Here is a 21,456-nt window from a genome sequence, read left to right as displayed (position 1 = left end):
CTCATTTTAGCATAAAAAGAGGGAGATGTACACTCCCTCCTAGAAATTTCTAAATTTTTCACAAATGAACTCTGCCGCCTTGATCCCATCCATCGCAGCAGAAGTGATGCCTCCGGCATATCCTGCGCCCTCTCCGCATGGATAAATTCCTTCTATATTAGAGAGTCCTTCTTTACTCCTTGTGATCCTTACAGGAGAAGAAGTCCGGCTCTCAATTCCACTTAAGAGCGCATCTTCACGGTCAAAGCCATGAAGTTTCTTACCGAATGCAAGAACGCCTTCCTCGATGGAATCCCCGATTGCCTTTGGAAGAATGGAACGCACATTGGAAAGTACAAATCCGCCCCTCATCTGAGGAACGACTTCCCCGAATTCTGTACTTGCCTGATCTTTCCTGAAATCTCCAAAAAGCTGAACCGGGATCCTTCCTTCGCCGAGTTCCCACGCTTTTCGTTCGAGTTCTCTCTGGAATGCGATCCCGCCAAGTGGTGTCTCATCCGGGAAATCTTTTGGGTTTACGGTGACGATCAGGGCACTGTTTGCATTTTTGCTGTCACGCGCCTGATAGCTCATGCCATTAACGGCAAGTCGTCCCGGCTCCGAGGAAGCATTTACGACATAACCTCCCGGACACATACAGAAAGAATACACGCCACGGCCATTCTCGCAGGTATGTGTCACCTTGTAGCTCGCCGCCCCCAGGATCTCATTTTCTTCCTCACCATAGAGGTCTTTGTTGATCATGCTCTGTGGGTGCTCCATACGGAGTCCGACAGCAAACGACTTCGGTTCCATATAAACGCCGCGGCGGTTCAGCATCTTAAAAGTATCCCGTGCGCTGTGGCCGAGAGCCAGCACGCAGACCTCTGCCGGGATCTTTTCTCCGTGGTTGACCTCAACGGCTTCCAGTCTGCCATCCTTAAGGATCAGGTCCGTCATTGTCGTTTCAAAGCGGAAACTTCCACCCATTGCCTCGATCTGATGGCGAAGTGTTTCTACGATCCCGATCAGTACATCGGTTCCGAGATGTGGTTTCTGCTGATAGACGATCTCCTTCGGGGCTCCGGCTTTTACAAATCGTTCCAGGACTTCATGGTTACGTCCGTTTGGATCCTTGACCAGAGTGTTCAGCTTTCCATCAGAAAAAGTTCCTGCTCCGCCCTCGCCGAACTGCACATTAGAATCCGGGTTGAGAACACCGTCTTTCCAGAAATGATCTACCGTTTCTTTTCGTTTGGACGCCATTTCTCCCCGTTCGAGGACAAGTGGGCAGTATCCTGCCCTTGCCAGATACCACGCACAGAAAAGTCCTGCCGGTCCGCTTCCGACGATGACAGGTGGATGAATCAGCTCCGTACTTCCTGGTTTCGGGAAATGATATCTTTTCTTTTCTGTTGACATAATATTGTTACTGTGAACTTTTTTCAGAATCTGTTTTTCCTTTGGCACCATGACATCTACGGTGTAGGCGAATTTTTTGTCGTCCTTGTGTCTGGCGTCCAGGGACTGTCTTATGATCTCGTATGTGAAGCTGCCCTCCTGACATTTCAGCGTCCGGGCGATCTTCTTTTCCAGCTGTTCTTTTGTATGGTTTATAGGAAGTTTTAACTGTGTGATCCTTATCATCTTATCTCCTTTGCCGCATGAATGCCTGCCACTGCTCCGCTCGACCATGCCCACTGTAGATTATAGCCGCCGCAGGGACCGTCGATGTCGAGAAGTTCCCCTGCAAAATACAACCCTTTATGGAGCAGGGATTCCAGAGTCTCCGGATCTACTTCACCGGTATCTACACCGCCTGTGCAGACCTGTGCCTGTTCAAATCCGCTGGTTCCTTTGAGCTCAAGAGGAAAAGCAGTCACTGCTCTGTATGGATCTTTCTGTTTCAGGATAACCTTGATCAGTTTATCCGGCAAAAGCCCCAGCAGGCGTTCTGTCCTGGAAAGTTCCGGATATTCTTTTTCCCTTTTTGTGAGAAGTTCTTGAATGTTCTTCTCTGTATATTCTGGGAAAAAGTTCAGTGTAACGGATACTTTGCGTTTCTCTTCCAGGGCTCTGGCTGCCATTCCACTGATCTGAAAGACCGGTATTCCGGAAATCCCATAATCCATCAGCTGGATCTCCCCTGTCTCGCTGGCAGTTTCCGTTCCATCGATCCACAGAGTGACTTTGCAGTCGGTGCGCACACCTGCCCATGCGGAGAAGAAATTGCCTTTTACCTTGAGCCCTGTCAGCGCAGGAAGCGGTTTGAGGATATGATGTCCGAGTTCCCTGGCAAGTACATATCCGCTTCCATCTGCACCCTGTACGGAAGAAGCTTTGGAGCCATTCGCGAGAATGACTGCAGCCCCCTCATAGGTCCACCCTTCTGTCTGGACTTTCCAGAGATCCTGTTCTCTGTAGATCTTCTGGACCTTTTCTCTTGTTTTGATCTTGACTTTAAGGGAGCGTGCCTTAAGAAGCAAAAGCTCCGGAATATATTTCGCCTGGCCGCCTCTTGGATAAAGCCAGCCTTTTTTGTCTGTCACAACAATTCCCAGTTCGTCAAAAAATTTCAAAGTATCTTCCAGCGAAAACTGAGACAGAATGTCCCTGACAAATGCCGGGTTTTGTCCGTGGAACTTTTCCCAGGACATCTCCTGATTGGTCAGATTGCAGCGGCCGTTTCCTGTCACGCAGATCTTACGGCCCGGTTTCTCATTCTGTTCGAGAATCGTGACGGCTGCTCCGTTTCTGGCAGCCATGATTCCGGCAGTCAGTCCGGCAGCTCCGCCGCCGACAACGATCACCTGTGGTTTTTTATCCATAACGACTCCTTATTTTGATGGGAGAGTGACCAGATTCTTCTCTACCAGTTTCTGGAGAGACATCAGGACACCAAGTTTTGCATGTTCCCAGGTAAGTCCACCTTGGAAATAAACGGCATACGGTGGTTTTACCGGACCATCTGCTGAAAGCTCGATCGAAGATCCCTGTACAAAGGCACCTGCTGCCATGATCACCTGGCTGTCATATCCCGGCATATCCCATGGTTCCGGGTCTACATAGCTGTCAACCGGTGCTGCTGCCTGGATGCCCTTGCAGAATGCGATCAGACCTTCTGGTGTGCCAAGAGTTACCGCCTGGATGATATCCTGACGCGGTTCACTTCCGTTCGGTACGACCGGGAAACCAAGCTTCTCATAGATATTTGCTGCAAAAACTGCTCCTTTGAGTGCACCCTTTGTCACCATCGGTGCAAGGAAAAATCCCTGATAGAAAGAACGGTTTACACCGAGAGACGCACCGACTTCCATTCCAAGTCCCGGACAGGTCATACGGGTAGCAGCGTTTTCTACGCATTCTTTTGTTCCTGCGATGTAACCACCGATCGGTGCCAGACCGCCGCCCGGGTTCTTGATCAGGGAACCGACGATCATGTCTGCTCCGACATCACTCGGCTCGATCGTGTCTACGAATTCTCCGTAGCAGTTATCTACCATACAGATCACATCCGGTTTGATGCTCTTTACAAATGCGATCAGTTCGCCGATCTGCTTTACAGAGTAAGATGGTCTTGTCTGATATCCTTTGGAACGCTGGATCTCTACCAGGCGTGTCTTTTCGTTGATGGCTGCACGGATCGCATCGTAATCAAACGTTCCGTCTTCTTTGAGGTCTACCTGTCTGTAAGTAACGCCATATTCTGCAAGAGAGCCTCTGGACGGACGGATGCCGATGACTTCTTCCAGAGTATCGTATGGCTTGCCGGCAGGAGCCAGAAGTTCATCTCCCGGACGGAGATTTCCAAACAGGGCGATCGCAAGTGCATGTGTTCCGCAGGTGATCTGGGAACGGATCAGGCAGGCCTCTGTATGGAAGGTATCTGCATATACTTTTTCCAGTGTATCACGGCCGAAATCATCGTATCCGTATCCTGAGGAAGACTGGAAACAGTCTGCATTTACTTTGTTTTTCTGCATTGCGAGGAGTACTTTCATCTGATTGTACTCTGCGACTTCATCAAATTTCTGAAAACGTTCTTTTAAAGATGACTCGATCTGCACTCCAAAGTCATATACTTCTGAGGAGATACCAAGCTGTTCATACATTTCTTTCATGGTTTCTTATCATTCCTTTCTGTATTCGTCGTTTATCCAAGAAGGTCCTGTTCTTTCAGGACGCTCATCATGTATTCCAAGATTTCCGCTTCGTTCCAGTGGAACTGTTCTTTGTCCACCCAGATCACATCCTGTTCTCTCCGAAACCAGGTGAGCTGGCGTTTTGCAAAATGTCTCGTATCTCTTTTGAGGATACGCACTGCTTCTTCAAGAGGATATTCTCCTTCCAGATAGGCAAGGATCTCTTTGTAGCCAAGCCCCTGCATGGAGACCATTCCACGGTGGCATCCGCGTTCTCTCAGAGATTTTACTTCTTCGAGAAGTCCCTCCTCCATCATCTGATCCACACGCCTGTCGATCCTCTCATACAGGATCTCCCTCGGTGCGGTCAGGACAAAATATGCCAGATTATATGGTGACGTCTGCTGTTTCTGTTCTTCATTATGTTCTGAGATCGGGGTGCCGTTCTGATGATAAAATTCCAGCGCGCGGATCACACGTTTGACATTGTTTGCGTGGATGTTCTCTGCGCTTTTGGAATCTACTTCGCGAAGTTTCTCGTGGAGATACTCAGCTCCTTTTTCTTTTGCAAACTGCTCCAGTTCCTCCCGGTAAGAAGTTTCCTGTTCTGCCTGTGTGAAATCAATGTCTCTGGTCACTGCCTGAATGTAAAATCCGGTGCCGCCTACCAGGATCGGGATCTTGCCTTTGGCATAGATCTCTTCCAGGGCGGCTTTTGCCAGTTCCTGAAATTTTACGATATGAAATTCTTCTTCCGGTTCCAGGATATCTACAAGGTAATGCGTAACGCCCTGCATCTCCTCCTTACGGATCTTTGCAGAGCCGATATCCATTCCTTTATAGACCTGCATGGAATCTGCCGAGATGATCTCTCCGTTCACTGCTTTTGCAAGGGAGATGGAGAGGCTTGTTTTTCCTACTGCGGTAGGACCTGTCAGCACGATCAATGGCTTTTTCATAACATACTCCTATACGATTCGTTTGAATTTTTTCTCCATCTCTGTCTTTGTCATGGAAATGATGGTTGGCCTTCCATGCGGGCAGTGGTATGGATTTTCAAGTGTCATAAGTTCATCCAAAAGCTTCTCAGCTTCCTCCATCGAAAGGCGGTTGTTTCCCTTGACTGCCGCCTTGCACGCCATCGTGGCGAGCCTGGATGCAAAAATATCCAGTGCATCTTTGCTGTTGTCGCTGTCCAGATGATCCAGCATCTCAAGGAAAAGTTCTTCTTCGGTGAGACCATAAAGATTGGATGGCACAGCACTGATGCAGTATTCACGACCGCCGAAATGCTCGATCTCAAAACCAAACTGTTCAAAGTAATCTTTGTTTGCGTTTAAGATTTCCTCTTCCTGCATATTAAGGGAAACGATCAGCGGCGGTGTCAGGTACTGGGAATCTATGGAATTCTCACGGAATTTCTTTACCAGGCGTTCATAGTAGACTTTTTCGTGGGCTGCATGCTGGTCGATGATGTAGAAATTATCGTCAAATTCTGCCAGCCAGTAGGTATCAAATACCTGACCGATCATCCGAATCCTGTTTCGGGATTCCGGAGCAAGGAGCTTTTCTTCGAAGAGTTCCAGCTGTTTGGGGGCTGGCTCTTTTTGTGGTGCGGGAGATGGTTCTGCTAGAGCAGATGGTGTCTCTGTGCTTGTCTGTTCTGTCTGCGCTTCTGATTCTATTGACGGTACGGGTTTCGTAGCGTCTGATGATTTTTCTGTTACCGGAAGTTCCTGTATTTGTAATTCCTCTGATTTTGCGATTGCTGGTGTCTCCTGCGCCTGCGGTATGGTCGTCGTGGCTGGTGCTGTTTTTTTCGATAGTGTTTCTGCCATTTTTGCCTGCTGCTCCAACTCGACTTTCTTCTTCACCTCATCCAGCTCCTGATTCTTCCTGAGTGTTCCTGCAAACAGATTCTCCTCAGAAGGTGTCAGTGCCGGGGACGGATTTTTTTCTGATAAAATCCCCTCCGTTTTTGCCGGGTGCATCGTCGAATAAGCTGCTGGATTTTCTCGCACCGGCTGCGGTCTGGATATCGGTGTACCGTAGATCTGCTCCCGGCGTTTCTGCTCGAACGGCTCCGGTACCGCAGAAGACTTGACCACATTTTCTTTCCTGGAAGTTTCTTCCTGACCAAGTGTGACCTTCGGTATCATCTCGCGTCTGGTCAGGGCATTTCGCACCGTATCATAGATCGCATCGTAAACTTCCTGTTCCCTCGCAAAACGTACTTCCCTCTTGGCTGGATGGACATTGACATCCAGATCATTCCCCTCCATCTCCATACGCAGAGAAACGAACGGGAATTTATGCTGCATCAGAAAGCCTTTGTACGCGTTCTCAATGGCTTTGGTGATGATATTGTTCTTGACATAACGACCATTGATGTAATAATTCTCAAAAGAACGGTTTCCCCTCGCGATCTCCGGTTTTCCGACAAAGCCGGTGATCTTCATGAACGAATTCTCCTGCTCGACTTCGAGAAGCGCTTTGGCGATATCCCTGCCATACACACTGTAGATCACATCTTTGACACTGTAGTTGCCGGAAGTATGCAGCTTGACCTGTTTATTCTGGATGTATTTAAAAGAGATCTCCGGATGAGAAAGTGCAAGCTGTTCCATCAGGGTATGGATATAATTCGCCTCTGTTGTATCTGATTTCAGGAACTTACTGCGGGCAGGGGTATTATAAAACAGATTCCGTACAAGAAATGTCGTACCCTCCGGTGCACCAAGTTCTTCCAGCGAATGCTCCACGCCGCCTTCGATCACATAACGGTTTCCACTGATGGCAGACGGAGTCTTGGTGATCAGTTCCACCTGTGAAACTGCCGCGATACTGGAAAGAGCCTCTCCTCGGAAACCAAGGGAAGCAATGTGCTCCAGATCCTCAACTTTCTCGATCTTGCTGGTCGCATGACGGAGAAAAGCCAGCGGGATCTGGTCTTCTTCCATACCAGATCCGTTGTCGGTGATGCGGATCAGCTTTTTGCCGCCGTCAGTGATCTCTACTGTAACGGCTGTCGCACCGGCATCAATTGCATTTTCTACCAGCTCCTTCACCACAGAGGACGGGCGTTCCACCACCTCACCTGCTGCGATCTTGTCGATTGTATTCTGATCTAAGACTGCAATTTTTCTCAAAGTTACCTCCCCATTCCGGATAAACAAAGATCCTTTTTACCAGCGGTTTTTGATCTTGTTCTGTAAATTATATAAAATATTCATAGCTTCCATCGGTGTCAGATTCGTCATGTCCAGGTTTTTGATCTCCTCTACGATATCATTATCCTGCACGGTGTCAAAAAGCGACATCTGTGCCATATCTACCTGGTCATAGACGATCTTCTGTTTTTTCTTCGGTGCGGTCAGGTCCTTGACTGCTGCCGTGATATCCGCATCGCTGAGTTCTTCGACGAGTTCTTTTGCACGGTTGATGACAGAATCCGGCACACCGGCAAGCTTCGCTACCTGGATACCATAGCTCTTATCCGCGCCGCCCTTGACAATTTTACGTAAAAATACAATGTCATCGCCTTTTTCCTTGACAGCGATACAGTAGTTATTGACTCCCGGGATTTTGCCTTCCAGTTCGGTCAGCTCATGATAATGCGTTGCAAAAAGTGTCTTGGCTCCACAGAGCTTGGTGTTGCTGATATGCTCGATCACCGCCCATGCGATCGCCAGTCCGTCAAAGGTACTTGTTCCACGTCCGATCTCATCCAGGATCAGAAGGCTTCTGGATGTCGCATTTCGAAGAATATTGGCAACCTCTGTCATCTCCACCATAAAAGTACTCTGTCCGCTTGCCAGGTCATCAGATGCACCGACTCTCGTAAAGATACGATCCACGATTCCGATGTTTGCCTTCTCTGCCGGAACAAAGCTTCCGATCTGTGCCATAAGAACGATGAGGGCCGTCTGACGCATATAGGTAGATTTACCTGCCATATTCGGTCCGGTGATGATGGAGACACGTTTTTTCTGCTTGTCCAGATATGTATCATTGGAGATAAACATATCGTTTTCGATCATCTGCTCTACGACCGGATGACGGCCGCCCTTGATATCCAGGACGCCGCTCTCGTTAATCTTCGGTTTGACAAAGTTATTTTTCTCAGCAACAAGGGCAAGAGAGGCAAAAACATCGAGCGCTGCAACTGCCTTCGCTGTCCGCTGGATACGGACAACCTCCTGTCCGACTTTATCCCTGACATCTGCAAACAGTTCATATTCCAGCGCATACAGGCGGTCCTCCGCGCCGAGGATCAGATCTTCGAGTTCTTTGAGTTCCTGTGTGATATAGCGCTCGGCATTGGTCAGTGTCTGCTTGCGGACATAATTATCCGGAACCTGGTCTTTGAATGAATTCGTTACCTCAAGGGCATATCCAAACACACGGCTGTATTTGATCTTGAGTGTCTTAATCCCGGTACGTTCCTTTTCGCGGGCTTCCAGCTCTGCAAGCCATTTCTTGCCGTCGGTCCTGGAACGGCGGTATTTGTCGACATCTGCATGATAACCTTCCCTGATGATGCCTCCGTCTTTCTGTGCGAGCGGCGGTTCATCCACGATCGCGCGTTTGATCAGATCTGTGACATCCTCAAGCGAGTCCATATCTTCATAGATTTTCTTAAGGACCGGAGCCTCAAATTCCTGAAGGACCTGGCGGATATACGGGATCATTGCCAGTGAAGAAGCAAACGCCACCATATCTCTCGGGTTTGCGGACTGATAACTGATGCGGCTAATCAATCTCTCCAGATCGTAGATCGGATTGAGGTATTCACGGATCTCATCGCGCAGCATCGGCCTCTGGGTCAGTTCTTCCACTGCCTCCAGACGGGCACGGATCTCAGATGCATCGATCAGAGGCTGCTCTACATATCCTCGTAACGTTCTGGCTCCCATTGCGGTCTTTGTCTTATCAAGTACCCAGAGAAGAGATCCTCGTTTCTGTTTCTCACGAAGTGTCTCTACCAGTTCCAGGTTTCTGCGGCTGGAACTGTCGATCAGCATAAATTTATCCGCGGAATACGGACGGATCGATGCCATATGAGATAAGGCTGTCTTCTGTGTCTCATTCAGATACTGAAAAAGTGCTCCTGCTGCGATCACGCCGCTGTCATAATCCTGAATACCAAGTCCTTCCATTGTATTTACATGGAAGTGTTCTCTCAGTGTGCGCTTGCACAGACTGTCATCAAAATACCAGTTATCCAGCGGGAAAATACAGATATGAAGGCGGTCTTTCAGATCTTCTGTATCAATTCCGCTCATAAAAAAAGCGTCATTGCAGATGATTTCCGCAGGGACGAATTTGTTGATCTCATCCAGAAGTTTCTGAGGCTTGTCTACTTCTGTCAGAAAACAGTCACCGGTTGTAATATCTGCGATGGCGCAGCCAAAATGATCCTCCATTGATACAATGGACATCAGATAGTTATTCTTGGACTCATCCAGAGAAGTCGCATCCAAAGTCGTTCCAGGTGTGACAACACGGATAACTTCACGCTTTACCAGACCTTTGGCTTTCTTCGGATCCTCCACCTGCTCACAGATTGCCACCTTATGCCCCTTCTCGATCAGACGCTTGATATAAGTCTCCGCAGCATGAAACGGAATCCCACACATCGGCGCACGCTCCTCAAGCCCGCAGTCCTTACCGGTCAGTGTCAGCTCCAGCTCCTTGGACACCAGCAGCGCATCCTCAAAAAACATCTCATAAAAATCGCCCAGGCGGTAGAACAAAATACAGTCTTTGTAGGTTTCCTTTGTCTTGCAGTATTCCTGCATCATCGGTGATAATACACTAATATTCTCCGGAAACCCAGTGTTTATGCGGCTTTTAGAAGTTCCAGGTGTTGATTTGACCACATTATTACGATAGTTTTTTCCCTCGTTAGTGTTTTTGTCTATACTCAAGTATTTAAACCTCTCTTTAAAATTTTATCTCCATTTGCAAAATCAGGTTTCTGTTCCGTATTTTTGAATATACAGTTCATATTCGTCATCTATATGTTCTTCTTCAATGTGTGTATAATAATTAGTCATTTTTTCATCAGAGTGTCCAGCTATTTTCTTTACTGTGGCGGCATCCATTCCCGATTGAATGCATCTTGTTACAAAAGTATGACGGAAAATATGAGGATGAACATCCATTAAATTCGGGTCTCTGTTCTCTTTTTCTGCCAGAGCAATTTCATGTTTATTAACAATCCCAACAATCCGCCTGCATTCTGTTTGAGCTGATGATGGAAGATAACTTCTTCCTGAAGATGTTGTAAAAATCAGACCGGGATATTTTTTTAAAAGTATATTTGGTTTTCCCCAGTTTTTCCCCAGTTTTTCTTTATCACGATCCTGTTTTTCCTTCCAGCTCATAAAAGCAGCAATCACTGCATCCGTTAATGGAACCTTTCTATTGCTGGCACTTTTCTTTGGTGTTGTAATCTGAATAGTAGAATACCTTTCAGGAAGTTCATTTCCTTTCGAATCATAATATTTTGTAACTCTGTTTAAGGTTTTATATACACGAAGCTTTTCATGCTTAAAGTCAAGATCACACCATTCTAGGGCAAGTGCTTCCCCTATACGTAATCCTGTATGAAGAAGAATAAAAAAGAGTTCATAATACCGGGTATTCTTGCAGCTCTCAAGGAAACGATGAGTGTCATATATACTAAGACATTTTTCATCTTCTTGTTCCTGCATTATCTTCTCATCAGGTATTTCACCCGGTTCTTCTTTAGGCAGTTTAATATCGGCTACGGGATCTATGGGTATCATTTTTCCACCATATGCCTTTTTGAAAAGCTGACGGACTACACTTAATGATTGTATTACCGTTGTACGTGCATATCCTTCTTCTTCGAGTCCCTTTATCATGTCAAGAATATGTGTTGGACGGACCTCTATTAACCTCATGTAACCAATATATTCTCTTACTCGCTCAAAACCATTTACATAGTTACTTAAAGTGGTTGCTTTAACAGAATGCACCACATAAATAAGCATCCATTTTTCATACCACTTTGAAACAGAAATTCTAGGATCATATCCTGCAATTCCGGGGGAACCATTAGCAAGGTAGGCATTTCTTTCTTTTTTTAGATGTTGTAAATTTGTACCATAAATTGAAAACGTTTTTCCTGTACCGCGAACGAAAATTCTGGCCTCATATCGTCCATCTTTTCTTTGATATAATCCTTTTCCTAATTCTTTACCCTTTAAGTTTTTGCCCATAACACCACCATCCTTTCTGATGATAATGCATGGCACTGGATATATATTTTAGCACAACAAAAAAAAGCTTTCAAGACTGCCGATCTATCCATTTTTGAAATTTTTTCTTATCAATCAGCGTTCTGCGCCCAATCCGTACCATGAAACAGTTTTCATTCATCAATGATCTCATTGTTTTCTCAGAAAGTCCTGTAAGCTCACAGGCTTCTTTAACGGATATAAGAATTTTATCGTTGTTTGCTTCCGGCTGTGTTTTTTTTCGCAACATATATAACCGGTCAATATCTGCAGGCAGATGATATTGACCGTTCCTCCTCTCTATAATATAAATTCTAAAAAAGGCTGCCTGCTGGCCTTATAGATTAATCCAATGTTCTACGTTCCTGTTGGCTGACATAATACTCCACTGCTTCCTGTAAACTGCATCCGGCCCTATGGCTTCGACTTATTACACTGCTTTTATTTATTCCTAATTCCTCACAGCATACTTTAAGCGATGGATAAACAGTTCCATGATATTCAAATTCCGGGTTACTTAACATTTTTTTCCTTTTTCTCGTCATAAAATGTGTAAACGATTCTTCAAGAGAACAATTCTTATCTCGTGCTCTTTGTCTCACACATATATCATCAATACCATATTTTTGACAACATGCCCGGAGACTTCGATATTCTATTCCTTTAAATGTAAATTTTTGTATTCTTTCGGCAATCATATCTTTATTTTCAATAAAATGCTCCAATGATTCTTCCATAGTACAATTCAATCTATATTTTCTTGAAGATACACTGTCAGCGTTGACTCCATATTCCAGACAGCATTCTTCCAAAGACCTATAGGTTTTGTCTCTAAAAATAAATACCGACGGCTGTGTTTCCATTCTGGCTTTCTTTATGAAATGATCCAAAGATTCTTCAATGCTGCATTCTGTTGTTTTGGCACGGTTACGCACACTGGAAGCATTAACGCCGTATTCAGCACAACATGCTGAAACACTTTTATACCTTTTCCCTTTATAAAAGAATTGCATTTTCGGTGTTTCTGTTTCCTTTTTTTGAATATAATATTTCACAGCTTCTTCCCATGTACACTTTTTTCGCCAAGCTCTACTGCGTACACTAGATTCATTAATTCCATAGAATTCACAACATTGTCCAAGTGAGATATATTTATTTCCCTCATAAAAAAAAGCCTCTTTCGCACGATGCCTTTCTTTAGACATCACCTGATTTTCAGGAATTTCTTCTTTTTTCGTTACTTCTTTTGGCATACAACCTTCCATATGAGAGATAATTTCTTCCATAACATCCGCGTGAGGACGTTTCGCTTTAAATACTGCTGAACTTACTGACTTTGGCTTTAATCCATACGCAAGACAACGTTCCGTAAAATTTTTGTATTCTTTTCCACGGAATTCAAAGGCTCTTTTCTCTTTAGATTTGATATAATGTGTAATCGCACGTGTAGAAGAAACCCCATTTTTTTCCATATACAAACGTACTGATATAGGATTTATCTCCAGGTCTTCACAACATTGAGGCAGTGATGGGTATTTCACACCATGATATGTGATTTCATGTGCCTTTTTCCATTCTATTGCCCGTTCAATCGCTTCCTGTGGTGTGCATTTTCGATTCCACATATCGGTCTTGACAGAATCTTCGTTTAAATCATAAAATTCGCAGCAGGTCTTAATGCTGGCCCATTTTCGATTTCGGAATATGATCTCTTTACTTTTTTTCAATTCAATAAAATGTGTAATCGCTTCTTCAGTTCTACATTTATATTGATTCTGATATGCCATTACACTACGGTAACATATTCCATAAAAATCACAGCATTTATGCTTACTTTCAAAAGTTCTGCCATTGTACACAAATTTGAATTTCTCCATGTAATTTGATCTGATTTTACGTGGCATAAAAACTTCTTTCCTCCTTTTATCGTGATTGGATCTGATACATGTCAAAACATTTTGCCAAACAAAAAAAGACACTCCAAGAGTCCATTTTACTCTTTTTGTGTCTTTATCGGTTGATCCGCAGACGCGGTATAAAGTATAAAATTCTGACCTCGTATCAGAATAAAATTTGTGCAATCTGCCTTGCAAAATGTTCAATTTTATCGTATCATTCCAGATACTTAATGTCAATTTCACTACAGGCTTTAAACAGTAGCAGCTGGGTAGTATTTTACTCGTATTCCTGCGAATACATGCATAAACTGTTGCATACATGCAAATGCCCCTCCGGTCTTTTCACCGGAAAAGGGCACTTACAGAAGGCTTTTTGTATTCATGTCATACAAAAAATCACATAAATCAAGATTGGAAATGAAACAAACATAAGCCCAAAATCAACAAAGATCAATATCAGCCAAAGCAACTTTAATTTTTCCTCCAAATCTCATCCTCCGTTTCGAGTATATTTAAGGAATTCCATAAAATCCCTTATACTTAAATAAAAGAGAATTTCAGAGCTGTTTCTGTAAATATCCCCAAATTTTCATAGGAATTTCATTTTACTGTTAAAGTTACTTTTGTGATATATCAATCTGCTATTATGCGGCCTGTTCTTCCAGTTCTCGATTCCCAGCCTCCATTAAATCTTCCTCCAGAATTTCAGCAAGCAATTTGTTGCAATACCCAACACCGTTTACACGAACGCCTTTGCTGCGGAGCTCGTCAATCTCTTTTTTCCTGAGACTCTGACTTTTTACAGCCAGTTTATAATCTTCTTTTGCTAGTTTCTTTTTTAATTGTTTCTGCCATTTTACAAGAAAATCCCTTGCAAGCTCAATATCTTCATTCTGCTGGTTATAAAAAGTACGTGTCTGCCTTATGGTCCCATCCGGTTCCACTTCAAGCGTATAGTACGCCTCCGTTGGTTGTTCTGCCTTTCTCAAAAACAGGATATAGGATTCCTGCTGGCTCATTCGTTCATAATAGGTTTCTGTATTATTTACGCAGTGATGCATCAGTTTTGCTTCATACAAAATGTCATCCACTTTTTCCGGCACAACGATCTGATACTCTTTGTCCGCATATTCATATTTTTTCAAATCCCTGCATATACGATTCAGACCCGGATACTTCTTTTCCAGCTCTCCGGCTCTTAAAATCAAATCTTTTGCTTCTATCTCTTTTATCATTTCATTATGTCTCTGCATGAGCTTTCGTGCACGGTAGATAACAGAATCCTGCACATTCACTCCGACCCGAATTGCCATATTAAGATAATCCTTCCATGTTTTGATCAGGTCTTTCACGGATTCCCCACTTTCTGCTGCCTGCTTTTCCAGATAATTTTTGATCTGTAAAGGGGCCATACGATCCATAATGAACATAAGATCCGCTGGTTTAAGCTTTTCCCGGCACATCCACGAAATCACATCGTCACGGATCAACTTGTTTTGGGCTTTTTCAAGTAATAGCCATTGAAGAAAAATCTCTCCCCCATTGTTTGTACGCAGCCTTTTTAAGCGGAACCTGTCAATTCCCAGTGCTTTTCCAAGGTCTCCGGAATCTTCACAATAGATCTGTGCTTTATTATCCATAATGTCCTCTGCCAGATGATAAAGTCCTGCTTTAATGAGCCGTTCCAGGTAGGGCCTTTCTCTAACCATTTCAAAAAAACTTACCGGATCTAAAAACCTTTTGGCTTTTGCATATTCGTAGAATCCTGTCCTACGGAATGTCCTGTTTTTAATGCCATACAGTGATTTTCCATAAATATTTCCCATATTATATTTTTCATATGTCATATAGCCACCGTAACCTGGATACAGTGGAACCTGTAATTTACCCTGGATCCATCGGTTTTCTTTTGTCCAATGATGACGGCCGAAATAATATTCTTTCGTATTTAATTCTTCATCATACAGGATTCTCCGGCGCTCAAAGAAAGAATATACTGGTTTTTTATATGAGCTGCTTACTATGAGCATCTGAAGCTGGAATTCTCTCAAAACAAACTCATTATTTCCACAGGTCTGAAGCAGGTATGCAGTCTCTTTTTGGGTTTCTATATTTTTGGCCCGGCCTAATGCTTTATATTGAATCTGATGTCTGCATTTTGGGCAATGCCCCACTGTATTATGGTGAGGATGGCTGATTGGAACTTCGCTTTCACACCAACTACAATATCCTGTCTGATCTTTCCTGCGGCTGTAATGATAAAAAATAAAATTCTGGGTAATTCCAACTTTTTTCTGCCATCTCAGCCAGTCTTTCGGAATTTTTGGAAGTCTATCCATACACTGATCCCAGCTTGTCAGAATTTTTTCATATTTCATTCCCAGTCTCCGGTGTCTCTGCTCACGTTGATATACATACAGTGCATAAAAAGCATCGTCATATTCACTTTCAAGATACTTTTGGATCAACGCTGTATCTGCCTCTTTCATATAAGAATTTTCCTGATATAACCATTTGGAGAAAATGGTCTTATCCAGCATACTATCTGACCATTTCTTTGTCCGGTAATCATACCCTTTAAAAACATCGTTCTTTTTATCAATATATAATGTATATACAGGTTTCCGACACTCCATGGAAAGATATTCTGCCAGATAAAATGCTACTTTTAAAATATTGTTTTCTACTTCTGCACGTAAATATAGCCCCCTCTGATAAGTCAGCTGCTCCGTATAGTATCCTTTATCTCTTACCGGCACATCTTCTTTTGCAAGTTTTATCAGTTCATCCGTAGCTTCCAGCAATTTCATGTTATGCAATTCTTTTTTATTCATTTCCGTCCTCTCCTTCATTTTCTGCTGCATATAATGTCATTTTCTCTTTTCTGCTCAAATGCAGCAGGGGAACTCCCTGCCGCATCCACTTTATCCTTTTATTTACGCCGCTATTTCAGTAGGGCTTTCTTCGTTTTCTGCCGATTCCATTGGTAGGTCCATTAAGTCTTTCTCTAAAAGATCAGCCAGAAGTTCCCCAGCAAATGTTCCGCCATGGACAACTACATGCTTATCACGTATCTCCTGATAGTTCTGCTGCCTGAGCTTCCTGCTTTCTTCTGTGCTCTTACGATCTTTTTGGGTTAATCGTTTCTGAATTTCCTTCTGCCACAATGTTAAAAAAGAAGTCACCTTATCAATGTCCTTATTTTGACGATTAAATTCCGCACGTTTTTGCCGGATAGTTCCATCTGGTTCAACTTCCAGTGTATAAAACGGTACTTTCGGATTCTCTTTTTCCCGCAAAAACAGGATATAGCTTTCCTTTGAAACGATCCGGTCAAAATAAGTATCCGTCTTATTTACACAGTGATGAAGCGTATCACCTTCATATAGAATGTCATCGATACTCTTTGGCGCAATAACCTGATATTCACCGTCACTGAACTCATATTTTTCTTTCAAATCAATGAGATGTTTCTGAAATCCGACATACTTTTCTTCCAGCTCCCTGCGTCGGATTCCGCGTTTCATTTCTTCTATCTTCAAAACCGCCTCTTTATGGCGCAGTTGAAGATCTCTGGTACGGTAAATAATGGAATCATGTATATCCATTCCCAGTCTTTTTGCCATAGAAAGATAATCGTTCCACACCTGCAGCACATGGCTGATATCATCCCCGGATTTTTCTGATTGTTTCACAAGATAATGTCGAATCTGGCAGATGCTCATCTGATCCAGAACAAACTTCAGGTCGTTTGGTTCAAATCCTTCTTTTACCATCCAGCATATTTCTTCATCCCCGATTGTTTTTCCTGTACTCTTTTCAAGTTGCAGCCATTTAAGTTCTTTTACCCCGCCATTCATATCTCGGAGTCTTCGAAACTCTTTCTTATCTACGGACAGGAATTCTGTTGGTTTTCTGCCTTTTCTTTTTATTGCATCTGCTGCCCTGTGGTCCAGTACATCATCAACTAACTGGAAAAGCCCCGCTTTTACAATCTGTTCCAGTACCGGATACGTCTTCCATAGGTAAAGATATTTTCCAGGATCTATCTTTTTCTGACCAAGGGCGTACTCACGCAGACCTGTTTCTTTTAATTCATGCCTGGACAGATCCGACAGGGTATATGGATAAACCATTCCTTTATATTGACTGTCACAGCAAGTATAATACCAAGAACTTCTACACGAAATCCAACGCATTTCCCGTTGTTTGAACAGATCATAAACGAAATTGGAAATTTCCTTTCCATTTGCAGAGAAGATTCTTCTTTGCTCTTCATGGCAGGTAGTTTCGCAATCTGTATAGCCGCCCTTTTTATACCACGTTCTGGCATAAAAGATCCGGAGCACAAAACCAGAAGTCTTGCGTCTCCTCTGGATAAGATAGACTCTGTACCACTTTGTACAAAATCTTCCAGACTTTCCCACAGAACGAAAAGTAATTGGTTGTCCACACACATTGCACTGTCCTTTCTGGTTATATTTGGGTGAGCGGATTGGAACATGTTTTTTGCAATATGTACAATATCCTTCTGTAGCACCATTTTTCTGATACTTGTAGAAGATATAGTGTTCCGTAATTCCATATTTTGAAACCCATCCGATCCAGTTCTTAGGCAGTCCAGATACAGTTTTCATCACCTGGTCCCATGAATCTGTAAGTTTTTTATCATGACGTATCCTTTGTTCTTTACGGATATTCGCCTGAAACTCTTCCAGTGACCGGATTGCAGGCTGCATTGTCTTTAAATATTTTTGGATGACCTTTGTATCACAGTCATTTACATAGATGTTGCCAAGATTAATCCTTACATCCCATAAGATACTTTCAAGAAGTGCCTTTTTCCATTTTTTTAATTTTTCATCATAGGTTATAAACCGTCTCTCTTTTCTGCTGATAAACAGACGGTACCTTGGAAAGTTTATATTCTCCTCAATATCCGTTACGGCAAACAGATACACTTTTAAAATTCCTTTTTCTACTGCTGCCCGACAATACATCCGATATTTTCCGGGTTCACCCCTTTGATTCTCCAGTGTACTCAAAGATATTTCCGTTTTCTTTGCATCGGCGATATGTCTGTTCATCACTTTTAATGGTTTTAATTCCATCAACCCCTTTTTTCTCATAACTCCACCAGCTTTCCAGTCACATCAATCCATGCTTCCTCCGGATATTTCTGACCATCGATACAGATGACCCCAATTTCCAGGATCTGGCTGTTGCCAGGCTGCTCCTTTAAAAGTAACAGTAAATCGCCCTTTTGTCCTTTGGCTTTGGGGGCTTTTCCACGTACAATACAAAATCCGTTGCAGCTGGTCCCGCTTTCTTTTGCAACATGGGAGTTCCATTTTCGGTTTGGATATTTCGCCATGTAAGCAGCTCCATGTAATAACAGGCTTCTCAATTCAATTTTCTTTAATAGGCGCATCTTTGTGCAGGAGATTTTTGAATCTTCTCCATCTTCATCCAAATCCCCTGATGCATCTACTATGTAATACACGGAATTTTTCCAATTCGGATAATAGCAGAGACAATCCAGTGGGTTTTCTGCACAATGAAATCCATTTTGTCTACAGTTTGCTTTTTCCGTTTCATTTATGCCATACTCCTGAAACTGAAAGCCCCGACATTTCAAATCCTTTTGAAATCCTTTATATGCGATCATATCCTTCTCCTTTAACTCTCTTTCTGCTGCATCATGTCAAACAAGGACATCTGCCCGGAATCTTTTGATTTTTTCTTGCTAATATACTTTTCTTCCTGCTCCGCTGCTTCTTTGGGATGCACCTCGGAATCTTTCTTTGTCCCCTGGTTTTTCGGTATTGTTTTCGTTCTCTTATTTACCGAATCCCATTCCTTTTGAATCTTTTTCTTTTCTTCCTGCTCTTTTTCTGCTATTTCTTTTTCATCATCTTTCGCATAATATTCAAGTACCCAAGGAAAAACCTGGTCGCCGGAGAGTGCCAGGCCTGTATTGGCTCGAATGCCGTTCTCTCCCTTTTTTTTCGCTCCCTCCAGTGCAATGTTGTAGGCTTTTTGCGTCACGTAATCCAAACATCTCTGAAGCATCTTATGTTTTTTTAACACCTGTGCATCTAAAGCAGAATCCGTTTTGGCAAGATTTACGAGATACTGTCCTATGATGTCTGCAAAGCCTGCATCCTTTAAGGCAAACATTTCTGCACGCAGTTTTTCAGACGCATTCGCAAACGTTCTTTCCTCAATCGGTATATCAACCAGCCGGTAGCGGCTGCCCTGAATAAATTCCTCTGTCTGTTTTTTGGAAACTGCATGTGCTTTGGCAAGTTCCCGCACACCATCCATATTCCCGCTCTGGCGGTAATACAATGCTGCTGTATTTAATTCTTCTGCAGTTTTTATGATCTCATTTAACATAATCGATCCCTTCTTTCCTGATAAAAACATGAGGCAGAAGAAAAAATCTCCTGCCTCTGCCTGCTTTTTATGCCGCATTCATTTTCTGTTCAGCCGCTTCCATTTCTTTTTCTACTTCCAATGCAATCCTGCGTCTCTCTGCATCATCAGAATCTAAAAGGCTGATCATTTCCAGTACAATACGGCGAACCCATTCATTTTCCTCCCATCCTGCACAGATCTGACGGGCTTTTTCCGTCAGTTCCTTCCAATCAGCATCTTCCAGATCCCTGCCACGATATTCTTTATAGAAAGAATAGATTTCTTTCATGGCTTTCGGTGCCTGAATCTTTGCCGCTTCATCCAAATTGGAGAGGAGTCCCATCAGCATGGGATGGTTTTTATATTTTTCAATCAAAGGACGGATACCGGTCTGAATTTTACCCGTATAAAGTCCTAAAAAATCATTAAATATTCCTGCAATCAATTTCTGATCTGTCATTCGTTTCCTTCCTTTCTGTTAATTTTCTTACTCTGCGCCTGACCGTAGATGGAAAACACTGAAATGCTTCCGATACTGCATCCTGGCTGTATCCCTGATCAAGAAGAGCCTTCATAGCCGCTGCCATTTCTGATTCCTTGAGCTTTTTTATGGACGGTTTCCGAACTTTCTTTTTCAGGATTTTCCGGCAAAGCGGATGATCTGGTCCGTATTCGTACATTGTGCTGGCTTCCGCTGCATTCAAATTGCACAGGATTGCAATCAGCAGACAGTAATATCCCTTATATTCGTCGTCTTTCATGCCGCACCACCTTTATTGCCTGGTTTTCAAATGTACCTCTTTACCCTAATCTGCTTTAAATTCTTTTTGATCAAGACCATTTTCGAGCAGATATCTTTCCGTACCTTCTGGATCGAGCTGTGCAAGTCGTGCAAGATTAAACTCTGCAACATAATAGCTGCCATAATTGATTTTCCTCTTACCTACAACTTTTCCGAGTTTATACTTCTCAATAAACGCAACCTTTGCTTTTGCTCCGCAATCCGAGATTATTGCCTGCCCCGGTCTTAGGAATCCCATAACTCCAATTGTAAGGTCTCCGAATAATTCCAGCTTTTTCTCACATTCCTTTTGCTTTTGCCATAATCCGACATACAGGGATCCGTTGTAGTACATATTCACTCTGACATATAATTCCTCATGTCCACATTCCCAGTCATATCCCAATGGTTTTTCATCTTTTCGAATGCATATATCCTGTCCCATATTCTGCCTCCTTTTTTGATTTTCCTGTTCATCTTTTATGGATTATTTTATATTTCCTCCCTTCCTGTTTTTTGTACACCCCACATTTCGTTTTTGGGCAACAAAAAAAGACACCAAAAATCTTCTTTTGATTTTTGATGTCTTCCTATTGATAAAAGGCCTTCGCCTAAATGTTGCTCCCGGAACAGCATATCCGGAACAAAAAACTTTACTGCGTGGCAAACCATGCATAAAAAATAATCCATTTATATGGTAACACAATATATTGAATTCGTCAATAAAATACAGCGCATAGAATGCTATATCTTGTTATTCTGCCATTTTTCAAGTACGCTTACCATTTTTACTTCTCTGTCATTTCTACGTTCATCAGGAAAATTTCCAAGGAGTCATATATTGAAATATACTATAAAAAATAGTAGAATTTTTCTCTCTCGCACAAGATGAATAGAAGCCCGTTAAGGGATAGGAAAACGCCGAAAACCCGCATGAACACTCAATGTCATTAACTTAAAAGCAGAAG

Annotated in this window: 16 protein-coding genes; all 16 read right to left on the bottom strand. The window is 43.1% G+C overall.

Annotated elements, in window-relative coordinates:
* Window positions 1-39: 39 nt before the first annotated feature.
* The 16 genes from QZL69_RS09580 to QZL69_RS09505 all read right to left on the bottom strand — a co-directional run bounded on the left by QZL69_RS09580 (window position 40) and on the right by QZL69_RS09505 (window position 20,933).
* Window positions 40-1,626 (bottom strand): NAD(P)/FAD-dependent oxidoreductase, encoded by a 1,587-nt coding sequence (locus tag QZL69_RS09580; RefSeq protein ID WP_022214991.1) that lies wholly within the window; start codon window positions 1,624-1,626, stop codon window positions 40-42.
* The gene (locus QZL69_RS09575) at window positions 1,623-2,807 is read right to left on the bottom strand and encodes an aminoacetone oxidase family FAD-binding enzyme (RefSeq protein WP_022214990.1); all 1,185 of its coding nucleotides are present in this window, start codon (window positions 2,805-2,807) and stop codon (window positions 1,623-1,625) included. The genes QZL69_RS09580 and QZL69_RS09575 overlap by 4 nt, the downstream gene beginning before the upstream one ends.
* A gap of 9 nt (window positions 2,808-2,816) precedes the next feature.
* The gene (locus QZL69_RS09570) at window positions 2,817-4,100 is read right to left on the bottom strand and encodes a methionine gamma-lyase family protein (RefSeq protein WP_022214989.1); all 1,284 of its coding nucleotides are present in this window, start codon (window positions 4,098-4,100) and stop codon (window positions 2,817-2,819) included.
* Between the two features lie 32 nt (window positions 4,101-4,132).
* On the bottom strand, window positions 4,133-5,080 hold the full coding sequence (gene miaA / locus QZL69_RS09565; RefSeq protein WP_022214988.1) for a tRNA (adenosine(37)-N6)-dimethylallyltransferase MiaA: 948 nt from the start codon (window positions 5,078-5,080) through the stop codon (window positions 4,133-4,135).
* A 9-nt stretch (window positions 5,081-5,089) separates the two neighbouring features.
* Window positions 5,090-7,270: a DNA mismatch repair endonuclease MutL gene (mutL, locus tag QZL69_RS09560; RefSeq protein ID WP_022214987.1), complete on the bottom strand. Its 2,181-nt coding sequence runs from the start codon at window positions 7,268-7,270 to the stop codon at window positions 5,090-5,092.
* A gap of 36 nt (window positions 7,271-7,306) precedes the next feature.
* Window positions 7,307-9,925 carry a DNA mismatch repair protein MutS gene (mutS, locus tag QZL69_RS09555; protein ID WP_291519248.1) on the bottom strand — a complete coding sequence of 873 codons (2,619 nt, stop codon included), beginning with the start codon at window positions 9,923-9,925 and terminating at the stop codon, window positions 7,307-7,309.
* A 168-nt stretch (window positions 9,926-10,093) separates the two neighbouring features.
* Entirely contained in the window at window positions 10,094-11,371 is a 1,278-nt protein-coding gene (locus QZL69_RS09550) for a tyrosine-type recombinase/integrase (RefSeq protein WP_022214985.1), read from the bottom strand.
* A 70-nt stretch (window positions 11,372-11,441) separates the two neighbouring features.
* Window positions 11,442-11,639, bottom strand: coding sequence for a helix-turn-helix domain-containing protein (locus tag QZL69_RS14090; RefSeq protein ID WP_005422911.1), 198 nt, complete (start codon window positions 11,637-11,639; stop codon window positions 11,442-11,444).
* 94 nt (window positions 11,640-11,733) lie between these two features.
* Window positions 11,734-13,293, bottom strand: a complete 1,560-nt coding sequence (locus QZL69_RS09540; RefSeq protein WP_173906923.1) for a hypothetical protein — start codon at window positions 13,291-13,293, stop codon at window positions 11,734-11,736.
* Window positions 13,294-13,931: 638 nt separating this feature from the next.
* On the bottom strand, window positions 13,932-16,121 hold the full coding sequence (locus QZL69_RS09535) for a PcfJ domain-containing protein (RefSeq protein WP_022214983.1): 2,190 nt from the start codon (window positions 16,119-16,121) through the stop codon (window positions 13,932-13,934).
* 102 nt (window positions 16,122-16,223) lie between these two features.
* Window positions 16,224-17,423 carry a PcfJ domain-containing protein gene (locus QZL69_RS09530; protein WP_291519218.1) on the bottom strand — a complete coding sequence of 400 codons (1,200 nt, stop codon included), beginning with the start codon at window positions 17,421-17,423 and terminating at the stop codon, window positions 16,224-16,226.
* A gap of 989 nt (window positions 17,424-18,412) precedes the next feature.
* Window positions 18,413-18,955 (bottom strand): DUF7666 domain-containing protein, encoded by a 543-nt coding sequence (locus QZL69_RS09525; RefSeq protein WP_005422922.1) that lies wholly within the window; start codon window positions 18,953-18,955, stop codon window positions 18,413-18,415.
* An 11-nt stretch (window positions 18,956-18,966) separates the two neighbouring features.
* Window positions 18,967-19,686: a Cas9 inhibitor AcrIIA9 family protein gene (locus QZL69_RS09520; protein ID WP_022214981.1), complete on the bottom strand. Its 720-nt coding sequence runs from the start codon at window positions 19,684-19,686 to the stop codon at window positions 18,967-18,969.
* Between the two features lie 67 nt (window positions 19,687-19,753).
* Window positions 19,754-20,167 carry a hypothetical protein gene (locus QZL69_RS09515; RefSeq protein ID WP_005422924.1) on the bottom strand — a complete coding sequence of 138 codons (414 nt, stop codon included), beginning with the start codon at window positions 20,165-20,167 and terminating at the stop codon, window positions 19,754-19,756.
* Entirely contained in the window at window positions 20,133-20,468 is a 336-nt protein-coding gene (locus QZL69_RS09510) for a hypothetical protein (RefSeq protein WP_005422925.1), read from the bottom strand. The genes QZL69_RS09515 and QZL69_RS09510 overlap by 35 nt, the downstream gene beginning before the upstream one ends.
* Before the next feature lie 45 nt (window positions 20,469-20,513).
* Window positions 20,514-20,933: a DUF4313 domain-containing protein gene (locus tag QZL69_RS09505; RefSeq protein ID WP_022214980.1), complete on the bottom strand. Its 420-nt coding sequence runs from the start codon at window positions 20,931-20,933 to the stop codon at window positions 20,514-20,516.
* Window positions 20,934-21,456: the final 523 nt, after the last annotated feature.

Origin of the sequence: Blautia sp. CAG:237, assembly GCF_000436615.1 — a bacterium.
Classification (GTDB): Bacteria; Bacillota; Clostridia; order Lachnospirales; family Lachnospiraceae; genus Blautia_A; species Blautia_A intestinihominis.
The sequence above is the reverse complement of the archived record's forward strand: the minus strand, read 5'-3'. Positions and strand labels throughout refer to the sequence as shown.

Excerpts from the sequence above, each read along its gene's own strand:
- miaA (WP_022214988.1), bottom strand. The coding sequence starts at position 5,080 with ATGAAAAAGCCATTGATCGTGCTGACAGGTCCTACCGCAGTAGGAAAA.
- QZL69_RS09520 (WP_022214981.1), bottom strand. The coding sequence starts at position 19,686 with ATGTTAAATGAGATCATAAAAACTGCAGAAGAATTAAATACAGCAGCA.
- QZL69_RS09550 (WP_022214985.1), bottom strand. The coding sequence starts at position 11,371 with ATGGGCAAAAACTTAAAGGGTAAAGAATTAGGAAAAGGATTATATCAA.
- QZL69_RS09510 (WP_005422925.1), bottom strand. The coding sequence starts at position 20,468 with ATGAAAGACGACGAATATAAGGGATATTACTGTCTGCTGATTGCAATC.
- QZL69_RS09580 (WP_022214991.1), bottom strand. The coding sequence starts at position 1,626 with ATGATAAGGATCACACAGTTAAAACTTCCTATAAACCATACAAAAGAA.
- QZL69_RS09505 (WP_022214980.1), bottom strand. The coding sequence starts at position 20,933 with ATGGGACAGGATATATGCATTCGAAAAGATGAAAAACCATTGGGATAT.
- QZL69_RS09575 (WP_022214990.1), bottom strand. The coding sequence starts at position 2,807 with ATGGATAAAAAACCACAGGTGATCGTTGTCGGCGGCGGAGCTGCCGGA.
- mutS (WP_291519248.1), bottom strand. The coding sequence starts at position 9,925 with ATGATGCAGGAATACTGCAAGACAAAGGAAACCTACAAAGACTGTATT.
- QZL69_RS09535 (WP_022214983.1), bottom strand. The coding sequence starts at position 16,121 with ATGAATAAAAAAGAATTGCATAACATGAAATTGCTGGAAGCTACGGAT.
- QZL69_RS09525 (WP_005422922.1), bottom strand. The coding sequence starts at position 18,955 with ATGATCGCATATAAAGGATTTCAAAAGGATTTGAAATGTCGGGGCTTT.
- QZL69_RS14090 (WP_005422911.1), bottom strand. The coding sequence starts at position 11,639 with ATGTTGCGAAAAAAAACACAGCCGGAAGCAAACAACGATAAAATTCTT.
- QZL69_RS09530 (WP_291519218.1), bottom strand. The coding sequence starts at position 17,423 with ATGGTTTATCCATATACCCTGTCGGATCTGTCCAGGCATGAATTAAAA.
- QZL69_RS09515 (WP_005422924.1), bottom strand. The coding sequence starts at position 20,167 with ATGACAGATCAGAAATTGATTGCAGGAATATTTAATGATTTTTTAGGA.
- QZL69_RS09540 (WP_173906923.1), bottom strand. The coding sequence starts at position 13,293 with ATGCCACGTAAAATCAGATCAAATTACATGGAGAAATTCAAATTTGTG.
- QZL69_RS09570 (WP_022214989.1), bottom strand. The coding sequence starts at position 4,100 with ATGAAAGAAATGTATGAACAGCTTGGTATCTCCTCAGAAGTATATGAC.